Here is a 21,327-nt window from a genome sequence, read left to right as displayed (position 1 = left end):
CGCGCTAGCTAAGCGGCCATCGGCGCATGCCTGGGCCGAGATACCTGAAGACTGATCAACAGCGCCGCCCCGCCACAAAGGGCAATTGCGATGGGCAGCGTTGATGCTCCCTGGGGGGCCAAACTCACGGCATAACCAATGACAGCAGCCACCAGATAGTGCAAAACCCCCATGAGTGCCGAAGCAACACCCACCTGCCGACCTGCACATGCCATTGTCAGAGCGGTGACATTACCAAAGATCAGCCCCAAGGCCCCCACGGCAACGGCTAAAAGAGCGCTGTAAAGCAGGAGCGTTGGCTCACCAAACAGCGTCAACCCTGCCAGTAATGCGCCTGCCAGGCCATGAAGGGCCATTCCCACCAGCATCGCATTTCGCGCTTCCACGCCTCGTTTCAGCAGTTGGTTACTCAACGCGCCCCCCAGCACCAAGGCAACGGAATTAGCCGCAAAAACGTAGCTGAATTGGGTCGGCGTCAGACCATAATACTCAGTAAACACAAACGCCGAGGCACTGATATAGGTGAACAGGGAGCCGAGGATGACACCACCTGCCAGCGCATAGAGGAGAAAGGTGATGTGGCGTAGTTGGCGGCCATAGGCGCGCCAGATGCTCCCCATGTTCAGCGCGACCCGCTGATCGACCGGCAGTGAATCAGGCAGTAAGCGCCATCCCCATATCAGACCGATGGTGCCCATGACGGCCAAGGTCCAAAAGATAAACCGCCAGCCACCATGCTCCAACAGATAGCCACCCAGCAAAGGTGCCACGATGGGTGCAATCATCATGACCTGCATCAGCAGGGAGAAGATACTCGCCGACTCCTTCATATCGCACAGATCGGCCACAATGGCGCGTGGGCTCACCAGCCCAGCAGCCGCGCCCAGCGCCTGCAGAAACCGTGCGGCCAATAGCCATTCGACGCTTGAAGCCAGCGCTGCCAGCACCGACCCAAGGACAAATACGCCGATGCCCAGCAGCAGCGGCAGTCGGCGGCCAAAGCGATCCAGCAGAGGCCCGTAAAGCCCCTGGCCGATAGCTAGGCCAGCCAAAAATATCGAAAGCGTTTGCTGAATGCGCCCGGCGTCAACACCGAAGTCCGCTGCTAGTGCTGGCATTCCGGGCAGGTACATGTCGATTGCCATGGCATCCAGCGCGGTCAGCAGCGCCAGTAACAGCAGTAGTGCCAGGCCCACTGAGGGCGCCGCTACTCGATTAGCGTTCATGAGACACCTCCTGGCTGGCTGCCTGCTGCAGGGCCGCATTAAGCATCTGCTGCATGACCGCCCAGCGCGCCGCCGCCTGCTCGCAATCGGTGTATACCAGCTTGACCTGCAGGCTATCGATAATCCCCACATACGCTTGGCCATACTGCTGGAGGGTTGCCTTGGAGAGCGAGGCACTCCATAGGCGTACTCTTGCTTCGAAGGCCTCGCAAAGTTGATCCAGATAACGCTCGTGGCCTTCATCAATGGATGCTTTAAGCTTCTCGGGCGGCATATAGCTGGTGCGCAGTAAAAAACGCAGCTGCTGCGTGCTGTCATAGCGCTTAATCAAGTCTTCGGCGTAGCTTGACCCCGGCCCGTTTTCGGTAGGTTCATGCTCAAAGCAGCGAGCGGCCGCTTCTCGCTCATAAGCGAGTGCTTTCCTGAATACGTCCATGAAAAGCGCATCTTTATTGGCAAAGTGCGCGTACAGCGATGCCTTCTTGATGCCCACCGCTGCGGCAATCTCAGCCAACGATGAACCGTCATAGCCGCGTTCTGCAAAATGGGCCTCAGCCGCATCGAGGATACGCGAGGAAGTAGTGGATCGTGCTGACATATCGTTCTCTTTAAGCTCTCTTTTTAAGCTCTCTTTAATATAGCCGCGGTGACCGCTGGTAATAGAGAGCTCACTATACACAAGAAGCCTACCTACCGGAAGGTAGGAAAATACAAGACAAGCGATAATGTGCTAAAGGTTATGCAACATGTTGTTCCACATTCGCTTAACGACAATATGCCTTTTCCTTGAGAATATGAGAACTTATCTCATATAAACTATTTTCTCATAATGGGAGTTGTTATGAAGACCAGAGTATTGGCCCCCACGCTACTGCTTTCTGCGGTAAGCGCCATCGCCAGCGCCGAGCAGCGCATTGCCACCTTCGACCTGGGCAGTCTAGACACGCTGGAAGCACTCGGGGTAAGTGAACAAGTCTTCGGCGTGCCCAAGCAGATCCTGCCCGCTTACCTGGAGCAATATGCTGACGATGCCTACACCGATATTGGCGGACTGCGCTCGCCGGATATGGACGCTCTGCGTAACAGCGAACCCAGCCTGATTCTCTACAACGGTCGCCAGCGGGAGTGGGAAGACCAACTGGGCGACATTGCCACACTGCTTGATACCAGCCTGCAGGGCGACGACTATTTAACCGCCTTTGACGCCAATGTGCGCGAGCTCGCCAGCCGAGCTGAGGCCGAAAGCGACGCAGAGACGGCGCTTGAAATTCTGCATAACGAAATAGAAGTTCAGCGCGACGCGCTACGTAACGCGCCTCGTACGCTGGTAGTGACTCACAATGACGGCAATTTAATGCTTAACGAACACCCAGTGGTGCATGAGGTTCTGGGCGTAACGGCGCTCGACATGCCTGCTAGCGTCACCTCTGAAACCTACGGCACGCGCACATTTACCCCGTTATCTCCTGCTGCCATCAGCGAAATAGACCCCGAGGTTGTGCTGGTGATTGATCGCAGCGCCGCGATTGGCAATACGCCTGCCGACCCCGAAACGCTAACGCAATCGTTAGCAGACGCCGGTGCCGACAATGCCCAGGTAGTCATGCTCACGCCAGCGCTATGGTATCTCTCCGGCGGTGGTCTGAAGAGCCTAGCGCTACAGATTAAAGAAGTCTCGGCAGCGCTAAACAGTACAGCTAACTAAGCGCTCACAAAAAAATACCCCCTCTTTACGAGGGGGTATTACAGCCTAGGTAGCGAGAAACCTAAGTAACGAGAAACCTAAGTAGCGAGCAATCTCAATGGCGAGAAACGCTAGCTTAGAAAGCTTCCCAATCATCTTCAACGCTACTCTTCGCTGGGCTGCTTGCTTGAGTACGCGGCGCCGGGCGCAAAAGCGCAGGCTGTTGAGATGAATGCTGTAGCGAATTTTTAGACGAGGTCAGTGGGGCCTGTTGAGTCCGGCTCTTCTCTCCTTCAGCTAATTTGAATACCGCGACAACGCTTTCAAGCCGCGCCGCCTGTTCTTCCAATGAGCTTGCTGCAGCAGACGCTTCCTGCACGAGCGCTGCGTTCTGCTGGGTCACTTCATCCATCTGGGCAACCGCTTGGTTAACCTGCTCAATGCCCGAGCTCTGTTCCTGTGAAGCCGCCGATATTTCATCCATGATATCGGTCACGCGACGCACCGACGTGACCACTTCGCGCATGGTAGCACCAGCGCTTTCGACTAATACCGAGCCCTCTTTCACCTGTGTTGACGAGGTCTCAATCAGTGTTTTGATCTCTTTGGCCGCGTCGGCACTGCGGCTTGCCAAGTTGCGTACTTCACTGGCCACTACCGCAAACCCGCGACCTTGCTCGCCCGCTCTCGCGGCTTCTACCGAGGCGTTAAGCGCCAAAATATTGGTTTGAAAGGCGATAGAATCAATAACGCTGATGATATCGGTGACTTTTTGTGAGCTATCAGAAATGCTATGCATGGTGGTAATAACTTGTTCCACCACATCGCCACCCTGAACGGCTGTGCTGGAAGCATCGTTCGCCAGTTGGCTCGCTTGGCGGGCATTGTCGGCATTCTGTTTTACGGTAGCAGTCAATTGCTCCATGCTGGCGGCGGTTTCCTGCAGCGAAGCCGCCTGTTGCTCGGTACGTGATGACAGATCCGCATTGCCACTGGCAATTTCCCGCGCCCCGATATGAATCGAGCCACTGCTATCGCGTACTTCCGACACCGTTTTGGCCAGGTTGCCCTGCATATTCTGCATAGCGCTAAATAGCTTACCGATCTCATTGCTGCCACGTTCCTTTACTTTGCCGGAGAGATCATTTTGAGCAATACGCTCAAAGTGCGCCACCGCTTCGTTCAGCGGTTTTACAATTGATCCCACCATGGCGATACGCACGAATAGAACCATCAACGCTGCAAGTAAAAGCACAGCGATATCAATATATCCAATCAGCTGCTTATCGCTTTCATAATCGGCTATCATTAGCTCGTTTTGCTCAGCCATGTAGTCATTGTAGGCAATACTCGCCTCTATAAACTGCCGATTTAACTGGCTGGTCGTCTCTCTTGCAGCTCGAAACTGTGCCTGATCGCCCGCCTCTAACGCATCTCTTAGCGGTACCAACCCCTGTTCCATTAAACTCTGGAAAGTAGTACTCAACGTATCAACAAGTGGTGTCTGAGAAGCGATTTCCTCAAACTCTAAAAAATATACGTGGGCATCATCCTGCCAAGTTTGCGCCTGCTCCAAGTAATCACGTGCCGAGCGAGCGTCATTTTCATAGGCGGCAACGAAACTATTTATGTAAAAAAGCTGCGCATTAGCGACTGCCCGTTGACTCCGATTAACTGACCGAATTTGATCTGCAGTAAGATCAACTTCTTTAATCGTTTTGTCACCCTCTTCGTTACCAAGGTAACCAATAAACGCAATTAGAATAATAAGTAGCGAGAAAAGAGTTAACACCAGGGTCAAACTGGTTTTAACTGACACCTTACTAAGTAGCCGATTCATAGGAAAGAAACCTTACTCCCAAAGCGTATACGCTTCGGTTTGCTTTAAGTTGATAGAAGAAACTTGTCTAATCCTATTTAACTAGGAGCAGCAGTAACCATTTGGTTATCTGATATTACAGCGTCCAATAAACCTAAAGCATAGAGTTCATAATTTTTAACAATTGGCCTGTCGCTTGGCGTTCTCCTCACTGCTGAGTTCGCTATAAAAAATGGGGCAACACCTGAGCGAGTTCTCAAGTGTTGCCCCTGCTATTCTGCGGTCATTGGGTTTAGTGATCAGGGTGAATGCGAATCCGATACAGCACACAGTAAACCACCGGCAGCACAACCAGGGTCAACAACGTAGCAACGCCCAGGCCACCAATCAGCGCGACCGCCATGCTGGCGAAGAAGGCATCGCTAATCAGCGGTATCATCCCCAGCATGGTCGTCAACGCTGCCATGGCGACCGGGCGTACCCGGCTAACTGCCGCTCGCACCACCGCGTGATAGCGGTCCTCGTACTGGGGCAGCTGAACGTTGATTTCCTCAACCAGCACGATGGCATTCTTAATCACCATCCCGATCAGGCTCAATGTCCCGAGCAGCGCCATAAATGAGAAGGGCAAACCGGTGATCAGCAGTGCGCCCACCACGCCAATGATGGTGAGCGGCACCAACGACCAGATAGCCAGCGGTTGGCGGAAATTGTTAAACAACACCACAGTGATAATAAACATCATCACAAGCCCCAGCGGCAGCGAGGCAAATAGCCCGCTCTGGGCTTCCCCTGCGGTCTCAAACTCGCCCCCCCATTCCAGGCGATACCCTGAAGGCAACGGCATGGCTTCTACACGGGGTCTGACCTCGGCCAATATGCTGGCCGCCGTCACGCCGCTTAGTGGGTCGGGCTCCCCGTATACCGCCAGCATACGCTCGCGATTACGGCGCATAATCAACGGATCCGCCACTTGCGTGGTAATGTCGGCAATCACTTGGTCGGCGGTGATATAGCGTCCCAGCTCCTGGCTCCATACGTTGAGCGAGCCGAGATTATCCACATCATGGCGCTGCTCGGGGATGGCCCGCGCCACCATGGGTATCAAGTCACTCCCGTCACGATAGACCCCCACTTGGCTGCCGCTGGTACTCAAGGCCAGCGTGCTGGCCAGGTCTTCCCGGGTCACACCCAGACGCCGGGCAGTATCTTCCATAAAGATAGGCTTAAGGGCCTGAACGCGATTGCGCCAACTGGTACGCACGCTGGTCATGTGCGGCGTATCACGAAACATCGCTTCCACTTGATCGCCTAACTCGCGCAGCACCTCCGGATCACTGCCGTAAAAACGCGCCTCCAATTTGGCTTTGGGCGAAGGGCCAACCTCCAAGGGAGCGATTTTGTAGTCAATATCACTGTGGTCTCGCTCCAGCACTCTTTCAACATCCGCCATGCGCGCCTGTTGGGTCTCTTTGTCGTCAGTTTCCACAATCAACTGTGCATAGCTTGCGTAGCGGTCTTCCGGCGAGTAAGTCAGCGTAAAGCGCTGGGCGCCGCCGCCCACCGTAATGGTCAAATGACGGACGCCGTCCATCTCCATCACACGGTCTTCCAGCTCGCTAACGCGGCGCTGGGTTTCGAGAATATCGGTGCCTTCCGGCGTTCGATAATCGACAAAAAAGATCGGGGTATTCGACGCAGGGAAAAAAGCATTTTTAACGGAACCGAAGCCGACGACCGCCCCTGCCAATAACGCAGCCACTAGCACTAATGTGACCCAACGCCAGCGGATACCAATCACAATAATGCGCGCGAAAAAGCGGTACACCACGCCTTGGTAGGGATCATCCTGACCATCGCCAGGGGCGACATTGCGGAAAAACAGCTTGAAGTAGAATGGCGTTAGCGTCAGTGCGGTCACCCAGCTCAATAAGAGCGAGTAAAGCAGCACGAAAAACAGCGAGCCAATAAACTCGCCGGTGGTATCCGGCGACAGGCCAATCGGGGCAAAGGCGGCAATGGCGATGAGCGTGGCGGCCAACAAAGGCCAGGCATTTTGACGCACGACCTGGTGGGCCGAGTCTAAAATACTTTGACCACGTTTTAAGCCCACCAGCATACCTTCGGTGACCACAATGGCGTTATCCACCAACATGCCCAACGCAATAATCAGGGCCCCCAGGGATATTTTTTCCAACTGGAGACCATGAAAACGCATCAGCATAAATGTGCCGATGATGGTGGTTAGCAGGATAAACCCCATTAGCAGGCCACTGCGCCAACCCATAAACAGCATTAACACTACAATGACGATGGCCACCGCCTGAATGAGGCTCATCAAGAAGCCTGACACCGCATCATCGACCACCTGGGGCTGGTCGTAGACGACATTTAGCTCCATTCCAAGCGGCGTGCGTGCTTGCAGCTGTGAGAGACGCTGCTGCAGCCGTTCGCCAACTTCAACGACATTCACGCCACTTTCAAACGAGATGCCCAATGAGATCGCGGGCCGCCCCATATCGCGGTAAAGCTGCTGGGGGCGATCTGTCAGCTCGCGGCTGATATTGGCAATATCGCTTAGTCGTACCAGTTCGCCCTCGCCTTCGCTGACAATCAGGGCACGCAGATCCTCAATATTCGCGGCACTGCCCGTCGGGGTAATGCGGAAACGGTGCCCATTCTGCTTAAGGTGCCCGGCATCAACGACGGCATTTTGGGTATCTAACAATTGCTGCAAGCGGTTAAGCGGAATATTGAGCGCCCGCAACTTTTCGCGGTCTACTTCAATATAAATACGCTCTTCGCGCTCTCCGGCTAGCGACACTTTTCCGACACCTTCCACCAGCGCCAGCTCACGCTTGAGGAAGTCAGCGTGGTCAGCCAGGTCCGGCATCGGATAACCTTCGCCCGTCAGGTTAACCATGAAACCAAATACATCACCAAAATCGTCATTCACGCGCGACTGGCTAGCCCCTGGAGGTAACGCTGCCTGAGCATCCTGAACTTTACGACGTAGCGAGTCCCATAGCTGCTCAAGCTCCTCGTTTTGCACCGTGCTGACAAGCTCGATGGTAATTTGTGAGAGGCCATCCGAGCTAACAGAGCTGATACGCTTTATCGATGACATTCCCTGAATGGACTCTTCCAGGGTAGAGGTGACCTCCTGCTCCACTTCCTCCGGTGTTGCGCCAGGGTATTGGGTGGTAATCAACGCATTGCGGATAGTGAACTCAGGAAACTCAAGCTGCCCCATCCCCAGGAACGACAGCGCACCACCCGCCAGCAGCACCACCGTCATTAAATAGCTGGCTGCCCGATGGCGTAAAAAGTAGTCGACCATGTTAAAGCCCCTGCTCTTTTTCCCATGGGGTCACGTTGGTATCCGCCGTCAAGCGATGGGCACCCGCTGCCACAACACGATCACCTGCCGCCAATTCACCGCTGACCTCCAGTCCATTTGAGGTCAATGTGCCCACCTCCACCGGTACTGACTCAAGATGGTCTGAACCGGTGTACCGCCATACCAGCGCCTGATCTGGATCATCGCCGGCATAACTTACTGCTTCAGGGGGGAGGTGCCAGCGTGGTGCATGGGAGTCAATCTGCAAGCTCGCCAAATCCAACCGCACATTAGCGCTCATCCCATCCAGCAAGGTAATGTCGTCAGGCTGAGGGAGCGTTAACGTCACTTCATAGGCCAAGCTTTGGGCACTGGTTTGGGTGGTATAGGAGGCTAACTGGGCGAGATAAGGCTTGTCGCTATTACCAAAACGTACTTCGAACGCCATCGCGTCACCGAAGGGAGAACCGTCACGGCGAGGCAGGCGCTGTACAATCTGCTCAGGTAAATGAAATACCACGTCCAGCTGTCCTGGCTGCTGGATCACCGCCACGGTTTCCTGAACCTGAACGATCTGACGATTATCCACCGGCACCTGGGCAATAACACCATCGTAAGGCGCGCGCAGTTGGGTATGCGTTAGCTGCTCCTGTGCCTGTTCAAAATTAGCACGGGCGGCACGCCAATCGCTTTGTGCTTCATCAAACTGCGCCTGACTGACCGCTCCCCGTTCAAGGGTGTAACGCATGCGTTCAAGCATCGACTTGGCTAACTCTAAACGCGAGCGAGCGCTATCCAGTTGGCTTTGCGCGTTTTGGTCATCAATACGCGCAATCACCTCACCCTCTTGCACCGTTTGGCCGGGGCTCACGTTAAGTTCCAGTAATTCACCCGCCATGCGAAATGACAGGTTACTGCGCGTGGAAGCCTCCACGCGTGCTGGAAATTGTCGCTGCGATGCTGTGTTGGCCGATTCCAGCGTTATTAACTTCACTGGCCGGGTCACATCACCTGCCGGTGGTTGGGACTGCTCGCAGCCCATGAGTACCACCATGGCCAGTAGGAAAGGCAATGAACGAAGAAGAGTGAGGGGCACCATGGGCTCCTTGTAGGCGGTTAGCGCGGCTTTTTAAAACTGAATTCGGACAACCCAGCCTATAACCGATAAACTCACTGACATTCATGAATGTCAGTGAGTTTATAATAATCGCCCATCGGCGACTTTACTATCTATAACTGCCAAAATAGTGCTGATTCTACCCACAGGAGACGCTATGTCACGTCGCAAGGCCGATGCCGAACGTACCCAGGAAACCATTTTAAATGCGGCAGAAACCACCTTTCTAACGCAAGGGGTTTCGCGTACCACGTTGGCACATATTGCCCAGGCGGCGGGAGTGAGTCGTGGAGCGATTTATTGGCATTTTGAAGATAAAGCAGCGCTGTTTGACGCCTTGCTGGAGAGAGTCCGTATCCCGTTAGACGAAATTGTCGATGACGTGGCCGTTAAAACCGACATGACGCCCTTAGAGAGTTTGCGCGATATTGCTCAGCGCTCGTTGAACGCGGTTTGTCACGATTTATCGCTGCAGCGGGCAGCCACCATCGTGCTGCACCGCTGCGAAAAGCTGGAAGATGACCACCCGCGCATCAACATGATTACACAACTTTCAGAACACGCTGAAGCCCGGGTAGAAATGTTATTTGAGCAGGCCCAGGTAGCAGGCCGCCTACGCCCAGATCTAACGCCCGCCAGCGCCCGCCGTCAGTTTCATGGCTTTTTGATCGGCGTCTGCTTCGACTGGCTGCAGGATCCCCAGCAATACTCGTTGGCGGATGAAGGCAGCGCTATTGTCGAGACGTTAATCCGCGGGCTTTTCCCGGGCTCAGACTAGTCTACTGCTAGGATTAAAACTCCTCCCAATCATGATCCCCACTATGCGACAGGCTGGTTCCTCGCGCGGCAGGGCGTGCCAGCGCCTGTTTCGGCGGCGCGATAGAAGCCTGCGAAACACGGGCCTCGCCCTCCATTAAGCGGAAGGAGGACACCACTGCCTCAAGCCGCGCGGCCTGCTCTTCCAACGAACTAGCCGCAGAGGAGGCCTGCTGAACCAACGCTGCGTTTTGCTGAGTTACCTCATCCATTTGCGCCACTGCTTGGTTCACCTGCTCGATGCCTGAACTCTGCTCCTGAGACGCCGCGGAAATTTCATCCATAATATCGGTCACACGGCGCACAGAAGAAACAACCTCGCGCATGGTGTCACCGGCCGTTTCAACCAACACGGAACCCTCTTTTACTTGAGCCGATGAAGCATCAATCAGTGCTTTGATCTCTTTCGCTGCGTCGGCGCTGCGGCTGGCCAAGTTACGCACTTCACTGGCGACAACGGCAAATCCGCGTCCTTGCTCACCCGCCCGTGCCGCTTCTACCGACGCATTGAGAGCCAGGATATTGGTTTGAAAGGCAATAGAGTCGATAACGCTAATAATATCAGTGACTTTTTGCGAGCTGGCAGAGATGCCATGCATGGTAGTGATGACTTTTTCGACGACCTCCCCACCCTGAGCGGCGGTACTGGAGGCGTCATTCGCCAATTGGCTCGCCTGACGCGCGTTATCGGCATTCTGTTTTACCGTGGCAGTTAGCTCCTCCATGCTTGCCGCGGTTTCTTGTAACGAAGAGGCCTGTTGTTCGGTACGCGATGAAAGATCAGCGTTGCCGCCCGCGATTTCACGTGCGCCAATATGGATGGAGCCACTGCTATCACGAACGCCCGACACCGTTTTCGCTAAATTGCTTTGCATGAGTTGCATGGCACTGAATAACTTACCAATCTCGTTACGACCACGCGCACTCACACGCCCCGAAAGATCGTTTTTAGCAATGCGCTCAAAGTGTCCCACTGCCTCGTTTAGAGGTTTCACAATCGAGCCAACAAAGATTATGCGCACAAACAGAGCGGTCACCAGCGCTATGATGACCGCCAATAGCTCAATATATCCAAACATTTGCATCGTAGCGCGATAATCGCTTTCCAGCTGATTGCTTTGGGCAATGCCATAATCGTTAAAGGCCTGGCTGGCGGCAATAAAGCGCTCGTTCCACTGATCCCCTAGACGCTTGGCTTCCCGAAACGCCGCCCCGTCACCACGCTCTAAAGCCTCTGCCTGGGGTATTAAACCTTGATTAATAACCGCATTAAACGCCTCCACCAGAGGCTGAATTTGATCGCTTTGACTCTCGCCTACTTCAGCGTTGATGAAGCGATCAAAACGCTCCTGGGCACTTTCCCGAAAGCCCAGCGCCGTGTCCAGGTATGTCTCAGCCAGGATAGGATTGCCATAACTGGCTGCATCCAAACTGTTCATATAGAAAAGTTGTGTATCCGCTAGCGCCACCTGCGCACGATTTAACGCAAACATCTGCTGTATCGCTAACTGGTCGAGCTCATCCAAGGCTTCACTACCCTGCTTACCCGACTGATAGCCAAGCGCTGCAATGATAAGGATGAGCGTTGTAAACACGGTAATCACGAGCGTTAAGCTCGTTTTCACGGATAGGTTGCTAAATAGACGATTCATAGCGAGCAAGGCACCTCAACGTCAGGAATAAAAAGTTCCAGCAAGGCTGGTAGAGAAAGGAGTATCTAATCTTGGGTTATCACGACATGGCGATAATCAACCGCACCCGCTACTAGATGAGACACTGTACTATCGGCTTCAGGAATACGACCTTTAGCTCGTTTCGTTTATCCAAAGTGTTGATTAACGATATTAAATACCACTTACAAAACGCTTAAACTTCACCTTTATTTAATACATATTTTTCAAAAAGTTACTTATTTAATATTGTTCGCTTATATTTACGACACAAACTAATTTCTGACTATCGATACTCGACAATTGACTATTTAACGAAGACCTAACACTGTCGCTCAGCACTTCCACCATTAACCACCTCCCTTTGGCATATTTTTTGCTTTCTAAGGCATTAGCGAACCGCCACGTTACTGACGCCAGGAGATGTTGATGAACCACTCTGATTATCCGCTGAGTGAAGTCCCTACCCATGCCCGCAAAGGGCTGCTCTCTACATCCGCCGTATTACTTGGCTTTACCTTTTTCACTGCCACCATGTGGGCAGGCGGCACGTTGGGCCAGGCGTTTCCCATTGGCCAGCTGCTGTGGATCATTGGGATAGGTAATCTTCTATTAGGCACTTACGCGGCGATACTTGCCTATATCGCCTGCCAAAGCGGGCTTACCTCGGTGCTAATGGGCCGCTTTTGCTTTGGCGAGAAAGGCAGCAAACTCTCCGACTTTATCCTCGGCTTTACCCAAATCGGCTGGTACGCATGGGGTACCGCCACCATTGCCCTGGTGCTAGTACGCACCACAGGAATGCCGGAATGGTTAGAAATCCCCTTAATGGTGCTATTTGGTTTCGGTTTTTGTATTACCGCCATGATTGGCTACCGCGGGATGGACTGGCTTTCACGCATCGCGGTCCCTGCCATGATGTTGTTTATCATCGTCAGTCTGTTCACCGGACTAGTGGATGTGCGCGGTTTTGCAGGACTAAGCCAGCAAACACCCACTGAAAACATGAGCGTGGCGGCGGCGATTACCGTCATCATTGGCACCTTTATCAGCGGCGGCACCCAAGCCACCAACTGGAGCCGTTTCGCCAAGACGCCCAAAGTCGCCGTGATTGCGACCCTGGCCGCATTTTTTGTCGGCAACGGTTTAATGGTGCTCACTGGCGCACTCGGTAGCATGATTTATCAGCAGGCGGATATTGTGGATGTGTTAATCGCCCAGGGATTTGTGTCCATTGCCGTATTGATGTTGTTTTTAAACATCTGGACCACTCAGGACAATACTATCTATAACTTTGCCGTGGCGGGCTGCAACTTGTTGCGTACCGATAAGCGGCGACTGGTGACGGTAGGTGGCGCAGCGATTGGCACCGTGCTGGCCGTGGGTGGGATGTACAATCTGCTTATTCCCTTCCTGGTACTGCTAGGAACGTTTATTCCCCCCATGGGCGGCGTCATCATGGCGGACTTTTGGCTCAAACATAAGGGCCGCTACCCATCGCTGGATCGTGCAGCACTGCCTGACTTCAACCGTCGCGGGTTAACCGCGTATGCAATTGGCGCGGGTGCTGCCTATTTTTCTCCGTTATTGCCACCACTGGTGGGTGTGGTGGTGGCAGCGTCCAGCTATGCCGTGCTGCTGCACGTTAATCACGCTACGCTGACGGATACGCTTCCTTCACCTGCTAAATAATAAGTGAGCCCTTTTTTATATGAGCATGCAGATCATTAACGCCCGTTTACGCCAGCGCCCAGAGCTTTATCGACTTGAAGTGGAAAACGGCACGTTCAGCTCGATTACTATTCAGGACGCCCCGCAAACACCCAGCGAAGGTCAAATTGATGCAGGTGCAAAACTCATCTGTGCGCCATTTATTGAACCGCATATTCATTTAGATGCTGCGCTGACGGCAGGTGAACCCAGCTGGAACCAAAGCGGTACGCTATTTGAAGGCATTGAGCGCTGGAGCGAGCGTAAGCCGATGCTATCAGAGGCCGATATTCGCGAGCGCGCGCTGAAAACGCTTAATCTGTTGGTCGGCAACGGCGTTCAGTTTGTACGTACCCATGCCGACACCAGCGACCCAAGCCTCGTAGGGGTGAAAACCCTATGCGCCTTGCGAGATGAACTGAAGGACAAGATTGATATTCAGGTGGTGGCATTCCCCCAGGACGGCTTGCTCTCCTACCCCGGCGGCGACAGGCTGTTGGAAGAAGCGCTGGAGATCGGTGCCGATGTAGTCGGTGGTATCCCGCACTTTGAGTACACCCGAGAACTAGGCGTGGCCTCCATGAAACGGGTCATTGAGCTGGCCATCAAATATGACCGCTTGGTAGACGTGCATTGTGATGAAATCGACGATCCTAACTCGCGCTTTCTCGAAGTGCTGGCCCATGAGGCGCTGTGTAATGATCTGGGCAGTCGCGTGACCGCCAGCCATACCACGGCGATGCACTCTTATGACAACGCCTACTGCTCCAAGCTGTTTCTGCTGCTCAAGCGCTCGGGGATTAATTTTATTTCCTGCCCCACCGAAAGCATCCACCTGCAGGGGCGTTTCGACAGCTACCCGAAACGGCGTGGCGTGACGCGTGTGAAAGAGCTCAATGCAGCGGGTATCAACGTGTGCCTGGCCGAAGATTCCATTGTCGACCCCTGGTACTCGCTAGGTAATGGCAAGCTACTGCGCACGCTGGATTTTGGTCTGCATATCTGCCAGATGATGGGCTACCAGGACTTTAGCCAGGCGCTGTCGCTGATTACCGATAACAGCGCACGTACGCTGCACATTGAAGACCACTACGGTATTGAGGTAGGCAAACCGGCCAGCTTCAACCTGCTAGAAGGCGAAGACGACTACAGTGTCTTACGCCGTCAGGGCGATGTGCTGCTTTCGGTCCGCCACGGCGAAATCATTATGCAGCGTGAGCCCTCGAAAATAACAACGCCGTCATGGCTTGGCTAATGCAGTGACGACACGTTAGATTATCCCTTTTATCAGCTAAGGGAGCCCATGATGGGCATTGAGACCGTTCGTCAGTTTTTTGCTGAGCACGCGCCGGATATCACCATTGAAGAGCTGGACACCAGCACGGCAACCGTCGAGCTTGCGGCGCAAGCCCATGGTGTAGCTCCGGGGCAAATTGCCAAAACACTTGCGTTTAAAGTCGGTGAGCAACCGCTATTGATAGTCGCCAGCGGCGATGCGCGTATCGACAACCGCAAGATCCGCGACACCTTCGGCGGCAAAGCCAAAATGCTCGATGCAGACACGGTAATGGAGCTGACCAGCCATCCTATTGGCGGCGTTTGCCCGTTTGGCCTCGTTACCAATATACCGGTTTACTGCGATGAATCACTCCGTGCATATGACGAGGTGCTGCCTGCGGCAGGCTCGCCCACCAGCGCAGTGCGGTTAAGCCCCCAGCGGCTGGCTGATCTGGTCAACGCTCAATGGGTCGATGTCTGTTCACCGCCTGATGCGCCCTAGCTGCGCTTTTCCAATGCGGGTAAGATGGTCTGGCTGTAAATAGTTAGGCTATAAATAGTTCGACTATAAATAGCTCGGCGGCTATCAGTTGTGCAGCCGATACAGCAATACGTTCTCAGGGCGGGGTGAAAGTCCCCACCGGCGGTGATGAAGCCTTATATCAGGCAGCTAAGCCCGCGAGCGCTCAAGCAAGCAACGGTTTGAGGTCAGCAGATTCGGTGAGAAACCGAAGCCGACGGTGATAGTCCGGATGAAAGAGAACGGCACTCTAGACAGGTAAAGCAAAGGTGGCATTGGCTACTTTTTGCGGCTACCTGTCAAACGTGTCGCGTGCCCTGATTCTGGTATAACTTATTCAAGAGCATGACCATGAATCAGACATTTCCGTTAGACCTTTCCACCCATACCACCTCACAGCGTATCGCGTTTATTCAGGGCCACTGGCACCAGGATATCGTCGAGCAGGCGCTCAACGCGTTTATCGCGGAACTAGAACGCTGCGGGCTGAATGCCAACCAGGTGGACACATTCACCGTTTCCGGCGCTTATGAAATCCCTCTGCAGGCCAAGGTGCTTGCTGAAAGCGGTCGCTATGGCGCGATTGTTGGGGCGGGTTTTGTGGTCGATGGTGGTATCTATCGCCACGACTTTGTCGCCCATGCGGTCATTGATGGCATGATGCGCGTCCAGCTCGATACCCAGGTGCCGGTAATCTCAGCGGTTCTGACGCCGCATCACTTCCATGAGCACAGCACGCACCACGACTTCTACACCCAGCACTTTGTCACCAAGGGCCAGGAAGCCGCTCAGGCGTGTCTCAACACCATGGAAAATCTGCATCGCGCGCGCAAGCTGAACGACGCGTAATACTCAGCGAGATGTGACAACCAAGGGCCCGGCACTTGCCGGGCCTCGGTTTTTCAGGTTAACAGCCGCAGCCCGCAAGCGGCGTTTTTAAAACACTCCCCCGCTCTTCACCTGCCTGAATGGGGTGACCGTCGCGGCGCCAGAAGTCTAGCCCGCCCAACAGCTCCTTCACCTTGAAGCCTGCACTGGCAAGCTTCCACGCCCCTTTGGTGGAGCCATTACAGCCAATCCCATCGCAGTAAGTGATATATACCCGCGATGAATCGAGCGTGGCGAACCTTTCTGACGTCATCTCTTTGTGCGGCAAACTGAGCGCGCCGGGAATGTGTCCCGCGCAGTAGTGCTCGAAGCTGCGGGTATCGATAACCATAATCTCATCGATGCCATTGGCCAGATCCTGCGCTACATCCCAGGCATCGGTGTGATAGCAAAGCTTGTCATGCATCGCCTGCGCCATTTGGGAAGGCGCAGCCGGAGGAAACGCCAACACACTTGATTGTTCGCTCATGGAGTTCTCTCTAAACGTCTAATAAATAGCTATAAAACTCATGATTACGCTGCCAGCCCAACGACTCATAAAGCCCTTTGGCACGTTCATTAGTTATCTGGGTCATCAATACCAGGCGGGCAACGCCATGCTCGCGGGCAAGCTGAGCGGCGGCTTGCATCAAGGCCCGGCCAGCCCCTTGGCCGCGGCTGTCAGGCGATACGTACAGATCATTCAGCGTCCAGCGCGTATTCAACCCCACTGTGGATAAGCCGGGATAGAGCTGCACAAACCCATCTACCTCGCCGAGCGCGTTTTCGCTGACCAGGATAAAGGCGTCCCCTAGCCCGAAGCGTTGGCTCAAAAAGTGACGAGCGCCGTCAGGGTCGCTCTTTTGCTGGTAAAACTGCCGGTACTCATCCAACAGCACGGTCAGCACATCCAGATCGTTGAGTACGGCGGCCCGAACATGGCTCATGAGGCTCTCCTGTCATGTTATTGATATTCACAGTCTGCCGTTATAGTGGTACCTGCATAAGAGCCACTTTATAAAATAGTGAGGGTACCAGTGATGCGTCGTGCCGCGTCTAGTGAATGGCTGATTGATGCGTTAGCCCTGCGAGTCAGCGCCAGCGGTGACATGACATTGGTGTACCAGCTCTACAGCACGCTGCGTACCTGGATTCAACACGGCGAGCTGGAGGCTGGGGTACCTTTGCCGTCTTCAAGGCATCTTTCACAAGCGCTAAGTATTAGCCGTAATACCGTACTGGCGGCCATGGACCGATTGCAGGCTGAAGGCCTGATTGTTTCCCGGCGTGGGGCTGGCTTGTATGTCGCAAAACTGCCTACGATGCCGCTTCCCGTTGACCCGCCAGCCACCGCACTCGTTGAATACTCAGCCCGAGGACAGGCGCTGCTTGACCGCTGCGCAACATTAAGCCAGCACTATCATGCTTTCGCTCCCGGCATTCCGGGACTGGACCTTTTCCCGCATGCCCAGTGGCAGCGTCTGTTAAGGCGCCACTTTCACCAGGCTGATACCGCCTGGTTCTCCTATCAGTCGCTGGGTGGCTTACCCGCCTTGAAGGACGCGCTGTGCGATTACCTGACCCTCTCCCGCGCAGTGCGCTGTCGGCCTGAACAGATCGTCATTACCCAAGGGGCCCAGCAGGCGTTTGAACTGATTGTGCAACTATTAACTGACAGCGGCGAAAGCGTCTGGATGGAGGAGCCGGGCTACGGCGGTGCGCAAACGGCTTTTCAGGCTGCTGGATTAACGGTGACGCCGGTGCCGGTGGATGAGGAGGGTATGAACCCCGCGTTGTGCCCCGCCCCAACCTCATCCCCCCGTTTAATCTATGTCACGCCCTCGCATCAGTACCCTTGCGGTGTCACTATGCCGGTTCCCCGACGCCTGGCACTGCTGGAGTGTGCCGCTAGGCATGGCGCCTGGATTATCGAAGATGATTACGACAGCGAGTTTCGTTACGACACGCCCCCGGTTCCCTCGCTTCAAGGGCTAGCAGGCCAAGCTGCCGTCATCTACGTCGGCACGTTCAGCAAGGTACTCTACCCAGGGCTCAGGCTGGGTTATCTGGTTCTTCCAGACCCGCTGGCTGATGCTTTCAGACTTGCCCATGCCCGGCTACACAGAGAAGGCAACTACCCGGTTCAATCGGCGCTGGCCGAGTTCATCGCCAAAGGGCTCTTCTCGCGTCATATCGCCCGCATGCGAGCCAGCTACCGCCAGCGTCAGGCATGCCTGCGAAACGCCCTGTCCCCGGCCATCGAGAAGGGGTTGACGCTCTCATCAGGTCATGCCGGCATGCATCTGCTGGCTGAGCTTGATAACCAGACGCAGGAACAGCGGCTTATCGAGCTGGCACACCAGGCGGGCATCACGCTCTCACCCTTATCGCGCTACTATCTAGGCCAACCACAACGCGCCGGGCTGGTGTTAGGCTATGCCGGTGCGCCCGAAGATGAACTACACCGCGCAGGTCGCTGGCTCAGTCAGGCGTGGCTTAGCCTGCACGAAGGAAGGAAGCCCCATGCCAAGCTTGTTTACTGCCCCTGATGGTCAGCCTCGCTGCCAGTGGTGCGGCGGCGCACCCGAGTTTTTGCCCTATCACGATAACGAGTGGGGCTTTCCTGTGGCGGATGATCAACGGCTATTCGAAAAGCTGTGCCTGGAGAGTTTTCAATCGGGGTTGAGCTGGCGCACGATTCTCAACAAGCGCGACAACTTTCGAGCGGCCTTTCACCACTTCGACTTCCATCACGTTGCTAGCTTTAACGAACACGATGTACAGCGCTTATTGCAGGACGTGGGGATCATTCGCCATCGCGGGAAGATCGAAGCGACAATCAACAATGCCAAGCGAGCCCAGGAAATGGTTAAACAGGAAGGCTCACTGGCGGCCTTTTTCTGGCGCTATGAACCTGACCCTGACTCGCTAGTGGCCCCCCAAACCCAGACCACCTCAGCTGAATCCATCGCGCTTGCCAAAGAACTCAAAAAGCGCGGCTGGAAATTTTTTGGCCCCACCACCGCCTTTGCCTTTATGCAGGCCATGGGGCTGGTGAACGATCATGCTGAAGGATGCGCCCTTCGTCATAAAGCGGCGTTCGCGCGCGAAACATTTACACGACCCTCAAACACAAACAATCCCGCCGCCTGAAAAATCAGGCGGCGGAACTGGCAGTCACGGGGAAACTAAAGAGCCCCCGTTTCAAAGCATTTATGGCATCAACACGCTATCGATGACGTGAATCACACCATTCGACTGAGCAACATCAACGACCGTAATGTTGGCACTATTACCCTGCGCATCCATCACCATCAAGTTATTACCATTGCGTGAAACAGTCAGGTATTCGCCCTGTACTGTTTGAAACGCTACCGTGCCGTCATTTTCCATGACGTCTTCCCACAGCGCGTCGCGATTTAAATTGCCAGGCACAACGTGGTATGTCAGGACCGTCTGTAACTTCTCCTGGTTTTCAGGTTGTAGCAATGTATCTACCGTGCCGTCAGGCAAGGCTGCAAACGCCTCATCGGTAGGGGCAAATACGGTAAACGGCCCTTCACTTTGCAGCACATCGACTAGTTCAGCCGCCTTTACTGCCGCTACGAGCGTTTCATGGTCACCAGAGTTAACGGCATTTTCGATGATATTACGTTCGGGAAGCATGCTTGCTCCCCCCACAGTGGTAGGGCCGTGATCAGCGATAGCAACGCCAGTATAAAGAGCAGCGGCACACAGGCTAGCAGTAAGAAGTTTGAGTTTCATCGGTGCATCTCCTAGTTGTCATTAATATGGCTCAACAATGCAAGCTCACTAACACTTACGTGCTGCATGCTTAAACGGATGCACATTTTTTTATAAAAAGTTGATTAGAGGCTATTGGCAGCTCTATTGCCTTCAACGACACACTCATCAAAACTGGCCGCATGTTTTACTGCGCAGAGATGCTGAATGCTAGATGCCATGCAACGCTTATTGAGCAGCTCAATGGCTGTGCTCAAGGCGACCACCAAGCATTCGAACGCCTCTATCGTGCGTCTAGTACGCATCTATATGCCCAGTTGCTGCGTATAGTAAGAGACGAGGGCGCCGCTCAGGATTGCTTACAGCATGTATTCATCAAAATTTGGCATGCTGCTGATCAATACGACGCGATGCGAGCAAAGCCAATGACCTGGCTGTCGACACTCACCCGCAATATCGGCATCGACTGGCTACGGCGCCAAAAACCCCAGGATGCATCAACAGATGAACATCTGTTAGAGGCGGTAATAAGCACCGATGATCCAGAAGATGAAAGCATGCACGCCCAGCAGCATGACAGTCTACGTGACTGTCTCGGCACCCTGAACAGCCAGCAGCGACAACTAATGGAAATGGTTTATTTTCAGGGGCTCACACACAGCGAGCTCGCCCATACTCTTGCTCAACCGCTGGGTAGTGTGAAGAGCTGGATTCGCCGAGGACTCGAGAGGTTGAAAACATGCCTGACCAGTGGGATTTAACGAGCCCTGAAGAACGCCACCTTGCAGCAGGCGAATATGTGCTGGGAGCTTTAGATAGCGATCAGAAAGCGCGCTTTGAAGCGTTGCTAGCAGTCAGCCATGACCTGCGTAACGAGGTGGACAGCTGGCGCGAACACCTGCACCTATTCAACGAACAGCTTGACCCCAAGACACCCCCTAAAAAGATATGGAAACGCATCCGTCAGGCGACTGGGGCTTTACCATTACCCTGGTGGCAGCGCTTAGCTACATGGCAAACCATGACAGCCAGTTTTGGAGTAATCGCGCTGGCTATGGGCATGCTTTGGCAACAAGCGGAAAAAACCAAGCTGCCGCAGGGTGAAGCAGTGTTCGTCGTCCAGGATGAAGCACGCACGCCAGGCTGGATCATTAGTGCTACCCAGCAAGGAGAGCTGATCGTGCAGGCGGTTCAACCCTCACAGGTCGGCCGGAATCAGACTGGCGAATTATGGTTAATTGCTGGTGGGACACCCATCTCATTGGGCTTACTGCCGACGCAAGGTAGCCAACGTCTCCAACCCAACAGTGAGCTCCGCGCACAATTATTCAATGCTGACTTAGCCGTCAGTATTGAGCCTCAAGGCGGAGCGCCCGCCGGACAACCTACCGGCCCGATTGTTGACCATGGTCGCTTTACGCCTATGGCGGGCAGTAGCATCACCTTTTAATAGTGGAGGTGGGCGCCGCCACGTCGAGCTTGGCGGCGACGTACGCGGCCCCACACAAGAAGCCCCCACACAAAAAGGCCCGGCAA

Annotated in this window: 19 protein-coding genes and 1 riboswitch; of the genes, 10 read left to right on the top strand and 9 right to left on the bottom strand. The window is 54.3% G+C overall.

Translation table 11 applies throughout. The features are described from left to right. Window positions 1-8: 8 nt before the first annotated feature. Window positions 9-1,226 carry a multidrug effflux MFS transporter gene (locus ACFFLD_RS17340; RefSeq protein WP_386042641.1) on the bottom strand — a complete coding sequence of 406 codons (1,218 nt, stop codon included), beginning with the start codon at window positions 1,224-1,226 and terminating at the stop codon, window positions 9-11. Next, complete coding sequence (locus ACFFLD_RS17335; protein WP_386042639.1) at window positions 1,216-1,824, bottom strand: TetR/AcrR family transcriptional regulator; 609 nt, start codon at window positions 1,822-1,824, stop codon at window positions 1,216-1,218. Before ACFFLD_RS17335 ends, ACFFLD_RS17340 begins: the two co-directional genes overlap by 11 nt. A gap of 243 nt (window positions 1,825-2,067) precedes the next feature. Between ACFFLD_RS17335 and ACFFLD_RS17330 the strand changes: the two genes are divergently transcribed. Beyond that, window positions 2,068-2,931 (top strand): ABC transporter substrate-binding protein, encoded by an 864-nt coding sequence (locus ACFFLD_RS17330; RefSeq protein WP_386042637.1) that lies wholly within the window; start codon window positions 2,068-2,070, stop codon window positions 2,929-2,931. Between the two features lie 115 nt (window positions 2,932-3,046). On the opposite strand, the gene ACFFLD_RS17325 is transcribed toward ACFFLD_RS17330, so the two are convergent. From ACFFLD_RS17325 to ACFFLD_RS17315, 3 genes are all read right to left on the bottom strand, one after another. Further along, window positions 3,047-4,750 (bottom strand): methyl-accepting chemotaxis protein, encoded by a 1,704-nt coding sequence (locus tag ACFFLD_RS17325; protein ID WP_386042635.1) that lies wholly within the window; start codon window positions 4,748-4,750, stop codon window positions 3,047-3,049. A gap of 271 nt (window positions 4,751-5,021) precedes the next feature. After that, window positions 5,022-8,069, bottom strand: a complete 3,048-nt coding sequence (locus tag ACFFLD_RS17320) for an efflux RND transporter permease subunit (RefSeq protein ID WP_386042633.1) — start codon at window positions 8,067-8,069, stop codon at window positions 5,022-5,024. A gap of 1 nt (window position 8,070) precedes the next feature. Further along, a complete protein-coding gene (locus tag ACFFLD_RS17315; protein WP_386042631.1) occupies window positions 8,071-9,168 on the bottom strand; it encodes an efflux RND transporter periplasmic adaptor subunit in 1,098 nt (365 codons plus the stop codon). 175 nt (window positions 9,169-9,343) lie between these two features. Between ACFFLD_RS17315 and ACFFLD_RS17310 the strand changes: the two genes are divergently transcribed. Beyond that, window positions 9,344-9,964: a TetR family transcriptional regulator gene (locus tag ACFFLD_RS17310; RefSeq protein ID WP_386042629.1), complete on the top strand. Its 621-nt coding sequence runs from the start codon at window positions 9,344-9,346 to the stop codon at window positions 9,962-9,964. A 13-nt stretch (window positions 9,965-9,977) separates the two neighbouring features. Here ACFFLD_RS17310 and ACFFLD_RS17305 read toward each other — a convergent pair whose 3' ends face one another. Next, a complete protein-coding gene (locus ACFFLD_RS17305; RefSeq protein ID WP_386042627.1) occupies window positions 9,978-11,654 on the bottom strand; it encodes a methyl-accepting chemotaxis protein in 1,677 nt (558 codons plus the stop codon). Window positions 11,655-12,101: 447 nt separating this feature from the next. Here ACFFLD_RS17305 and codB point away from each other — a divergent pair, with 447 nt between their 5' ends. From codB to ACFFLD_RS17285, 4 genes are all read left to right on the top strand, one after another. Beyond that, window positions 12,102-13,364 (top strand): cytosine permease, encoded by a 1,263-nt coding sequence (codB, locus tag ACFFLD_RS17300; RefSeq protein WP_386042625.1) that lies wholly within the window; start codon window positions 12,102-12,104, stop codon window positions 13,362-13,364. A gap of 19 nt (window positions 13,365-13,383) precedes the next feature. Beyond that, a complete protein-coding gene (gene codA, locus ACFFLD_RS17295) occupies window positions 13,384-14,637 on the top strand; it encodes a cytosine deaminase (RefSeq protein WP_386042623.1) in 1,254 nt (417 codons plus the stop codon). Between the two features lie 51 nt (window positions 14,638-14,688). Beyond that, window positions 14,689-15,162, top strand: coding sequence for a YbaK/EbsC family protein (locus ACFFLD_RS17290; protein WP_386042621.1), 474 nt, complete (start codon window positions 14,689-14,691; stop codon window positions 15,160-15,162). Between the two features lie 107 nt (window positions 15,163-15,269). Next, window positions 15,270-15,428: riboswitch (FMN riboswitch) on the top strand. A 103-nt stretch (window positions 15,429-15,531) separates the two neighbouring features. Beyond that, the gene (locus ACFFLD_RS17285) at window positions 15,532-16,029 is read left to right on the top strand and encodes a 6,7-dimethyl-8-ribityllumazine synthase (protein ID WP_386042619.1); all 498 of its coding nucleotides are present in this window, start codon (window positions 15,532-15,534) and stop codon (window positions 16,027-16,029) included. Window positions 16,030-16,087: 58 nt separating this feature from the next. On the opposite strand, the gene ACFFLD_RS17280 is transcribed toward ACFFLD_RS17285, so the two are convergent. Both ACFFLD_RS17280 and ACFFLD_RS17275 read right to left on the bottom strand, forming a co-directional pair. Continuing rightward, the gene (locus ACFFLD_RS17280) at window positions 16,088-16,537 is read right to left on the bottom strand and encodes a rhodanese-like domain-containing protein (RefSeq protein ID WP_386042617.1); all 450 of its coding nucleotides are present in this window, start codon (window positions 16,535-16,537) and stop codon (window positions 16,088-16,090) included. A 10-nt stretch (window positions 16,538-16,547) separates the two neighbouring features. Then, window positions 16,548-16,994: a GNAT family N-acetyltransferase gene (locus ACFFLD_RS17275; protein WP_386042615.1), complete on the bottom strand. Its 447-nt coding sequence runs from the start codon at window positions 16,992-16,994 to the stop codon at window positions 16,548-16,550. Window positions 16,995-17,087: 93 nt separating this feature from the next. Between ACFFLD_RS17275 and pdxR the strand changes: the two genes are divergently transcribed. Further along, window positions 17,088-18,596 (top strand): MocR-like pyridoxine biosynthesis transcription factor PdxR, encoded by a 1,509-nt coding sequence (gene pdxR, locus ACFFLD_RS17270; RefSeq protein WP_386042874.1) that lies wholly within the window; start codon window positions 17,088-17,090, stop codon window positions 18,594-18,596. After that, window positions 18,571-19,200, top strand: coding sequence for a DNA-3-methyladenine glycosylase I (locus ACFFLD_RS17265; RefSeq protein ID WP_386042613.1), 630 nt, complete (start codon window positions 18,571-18,573; stop codon window positions 19,198-19,200). Before pdxR ends, ACFFLD_RS17265 begins: the two co-directional genes overlap by 26 nt. Before the next feature lie 60 nt (window positions 19,201-19,260). Here the strand turns inward: ACFFLD_RS17265 and ACFFLD_RS17260 are convergent, their stop codons facing one another. Next, a complete protein-coding gene (locus ACFFLD_RS17260; protein ID WP_386042611.1) occupies window positions 19,261-19,812 on the bottom strand; it encodes a fasciclin domain-containing protein in 552 nt (183 codons plus the stop codon). Between the two features lie 179 nt (window positions 19,813-19,991). Here ACFFLD_RS17260 and ACFFLD_RS17255 point away from each other — a divergent pair, with 179 nt between their 5' ends. After that, window positions 19,992-20,552: a sigma-70 family RNA polymerase sigma factor gene (locus ACFFLD_RS17255; protein WP_386042609.1), complete on the top strand. Its 561-nt coding sequence runs from the start codon at window positions 19,992-19,994 to the stop codon at window positions 20,550-20,552. Then, window positions 20,531-21,241, top strand: a complete 711-nt coding sequence (locus ACFFLD_RS17250; protein WP_386042607.1) for an anti-sigma factor — start codon at window positions 20,531-20,533, stop codon at window positions 21,239-21,241. The genes ACFFLD_RS17255 and ACFFLD_RS17250 overlap by 22 nt, the downstream gene beginning before the upstream one ends. The last annotated feature ends 86 nt before the right edge of the window (window positions 21,242-21,327 follow it).

The organism is Vreelandella sulfidaeris (assembly GCF_042429665.1).
GTDB lineage: Bacteria > Pseudomonadota > Gammaproteobacteria > Pseudomonadales > Halomonadaceae > Vreelandella.
Note: the sequence above shows the minus strand (reverse complement) of the source record. Positions and strands in the feature narration are given on the sequence as shown.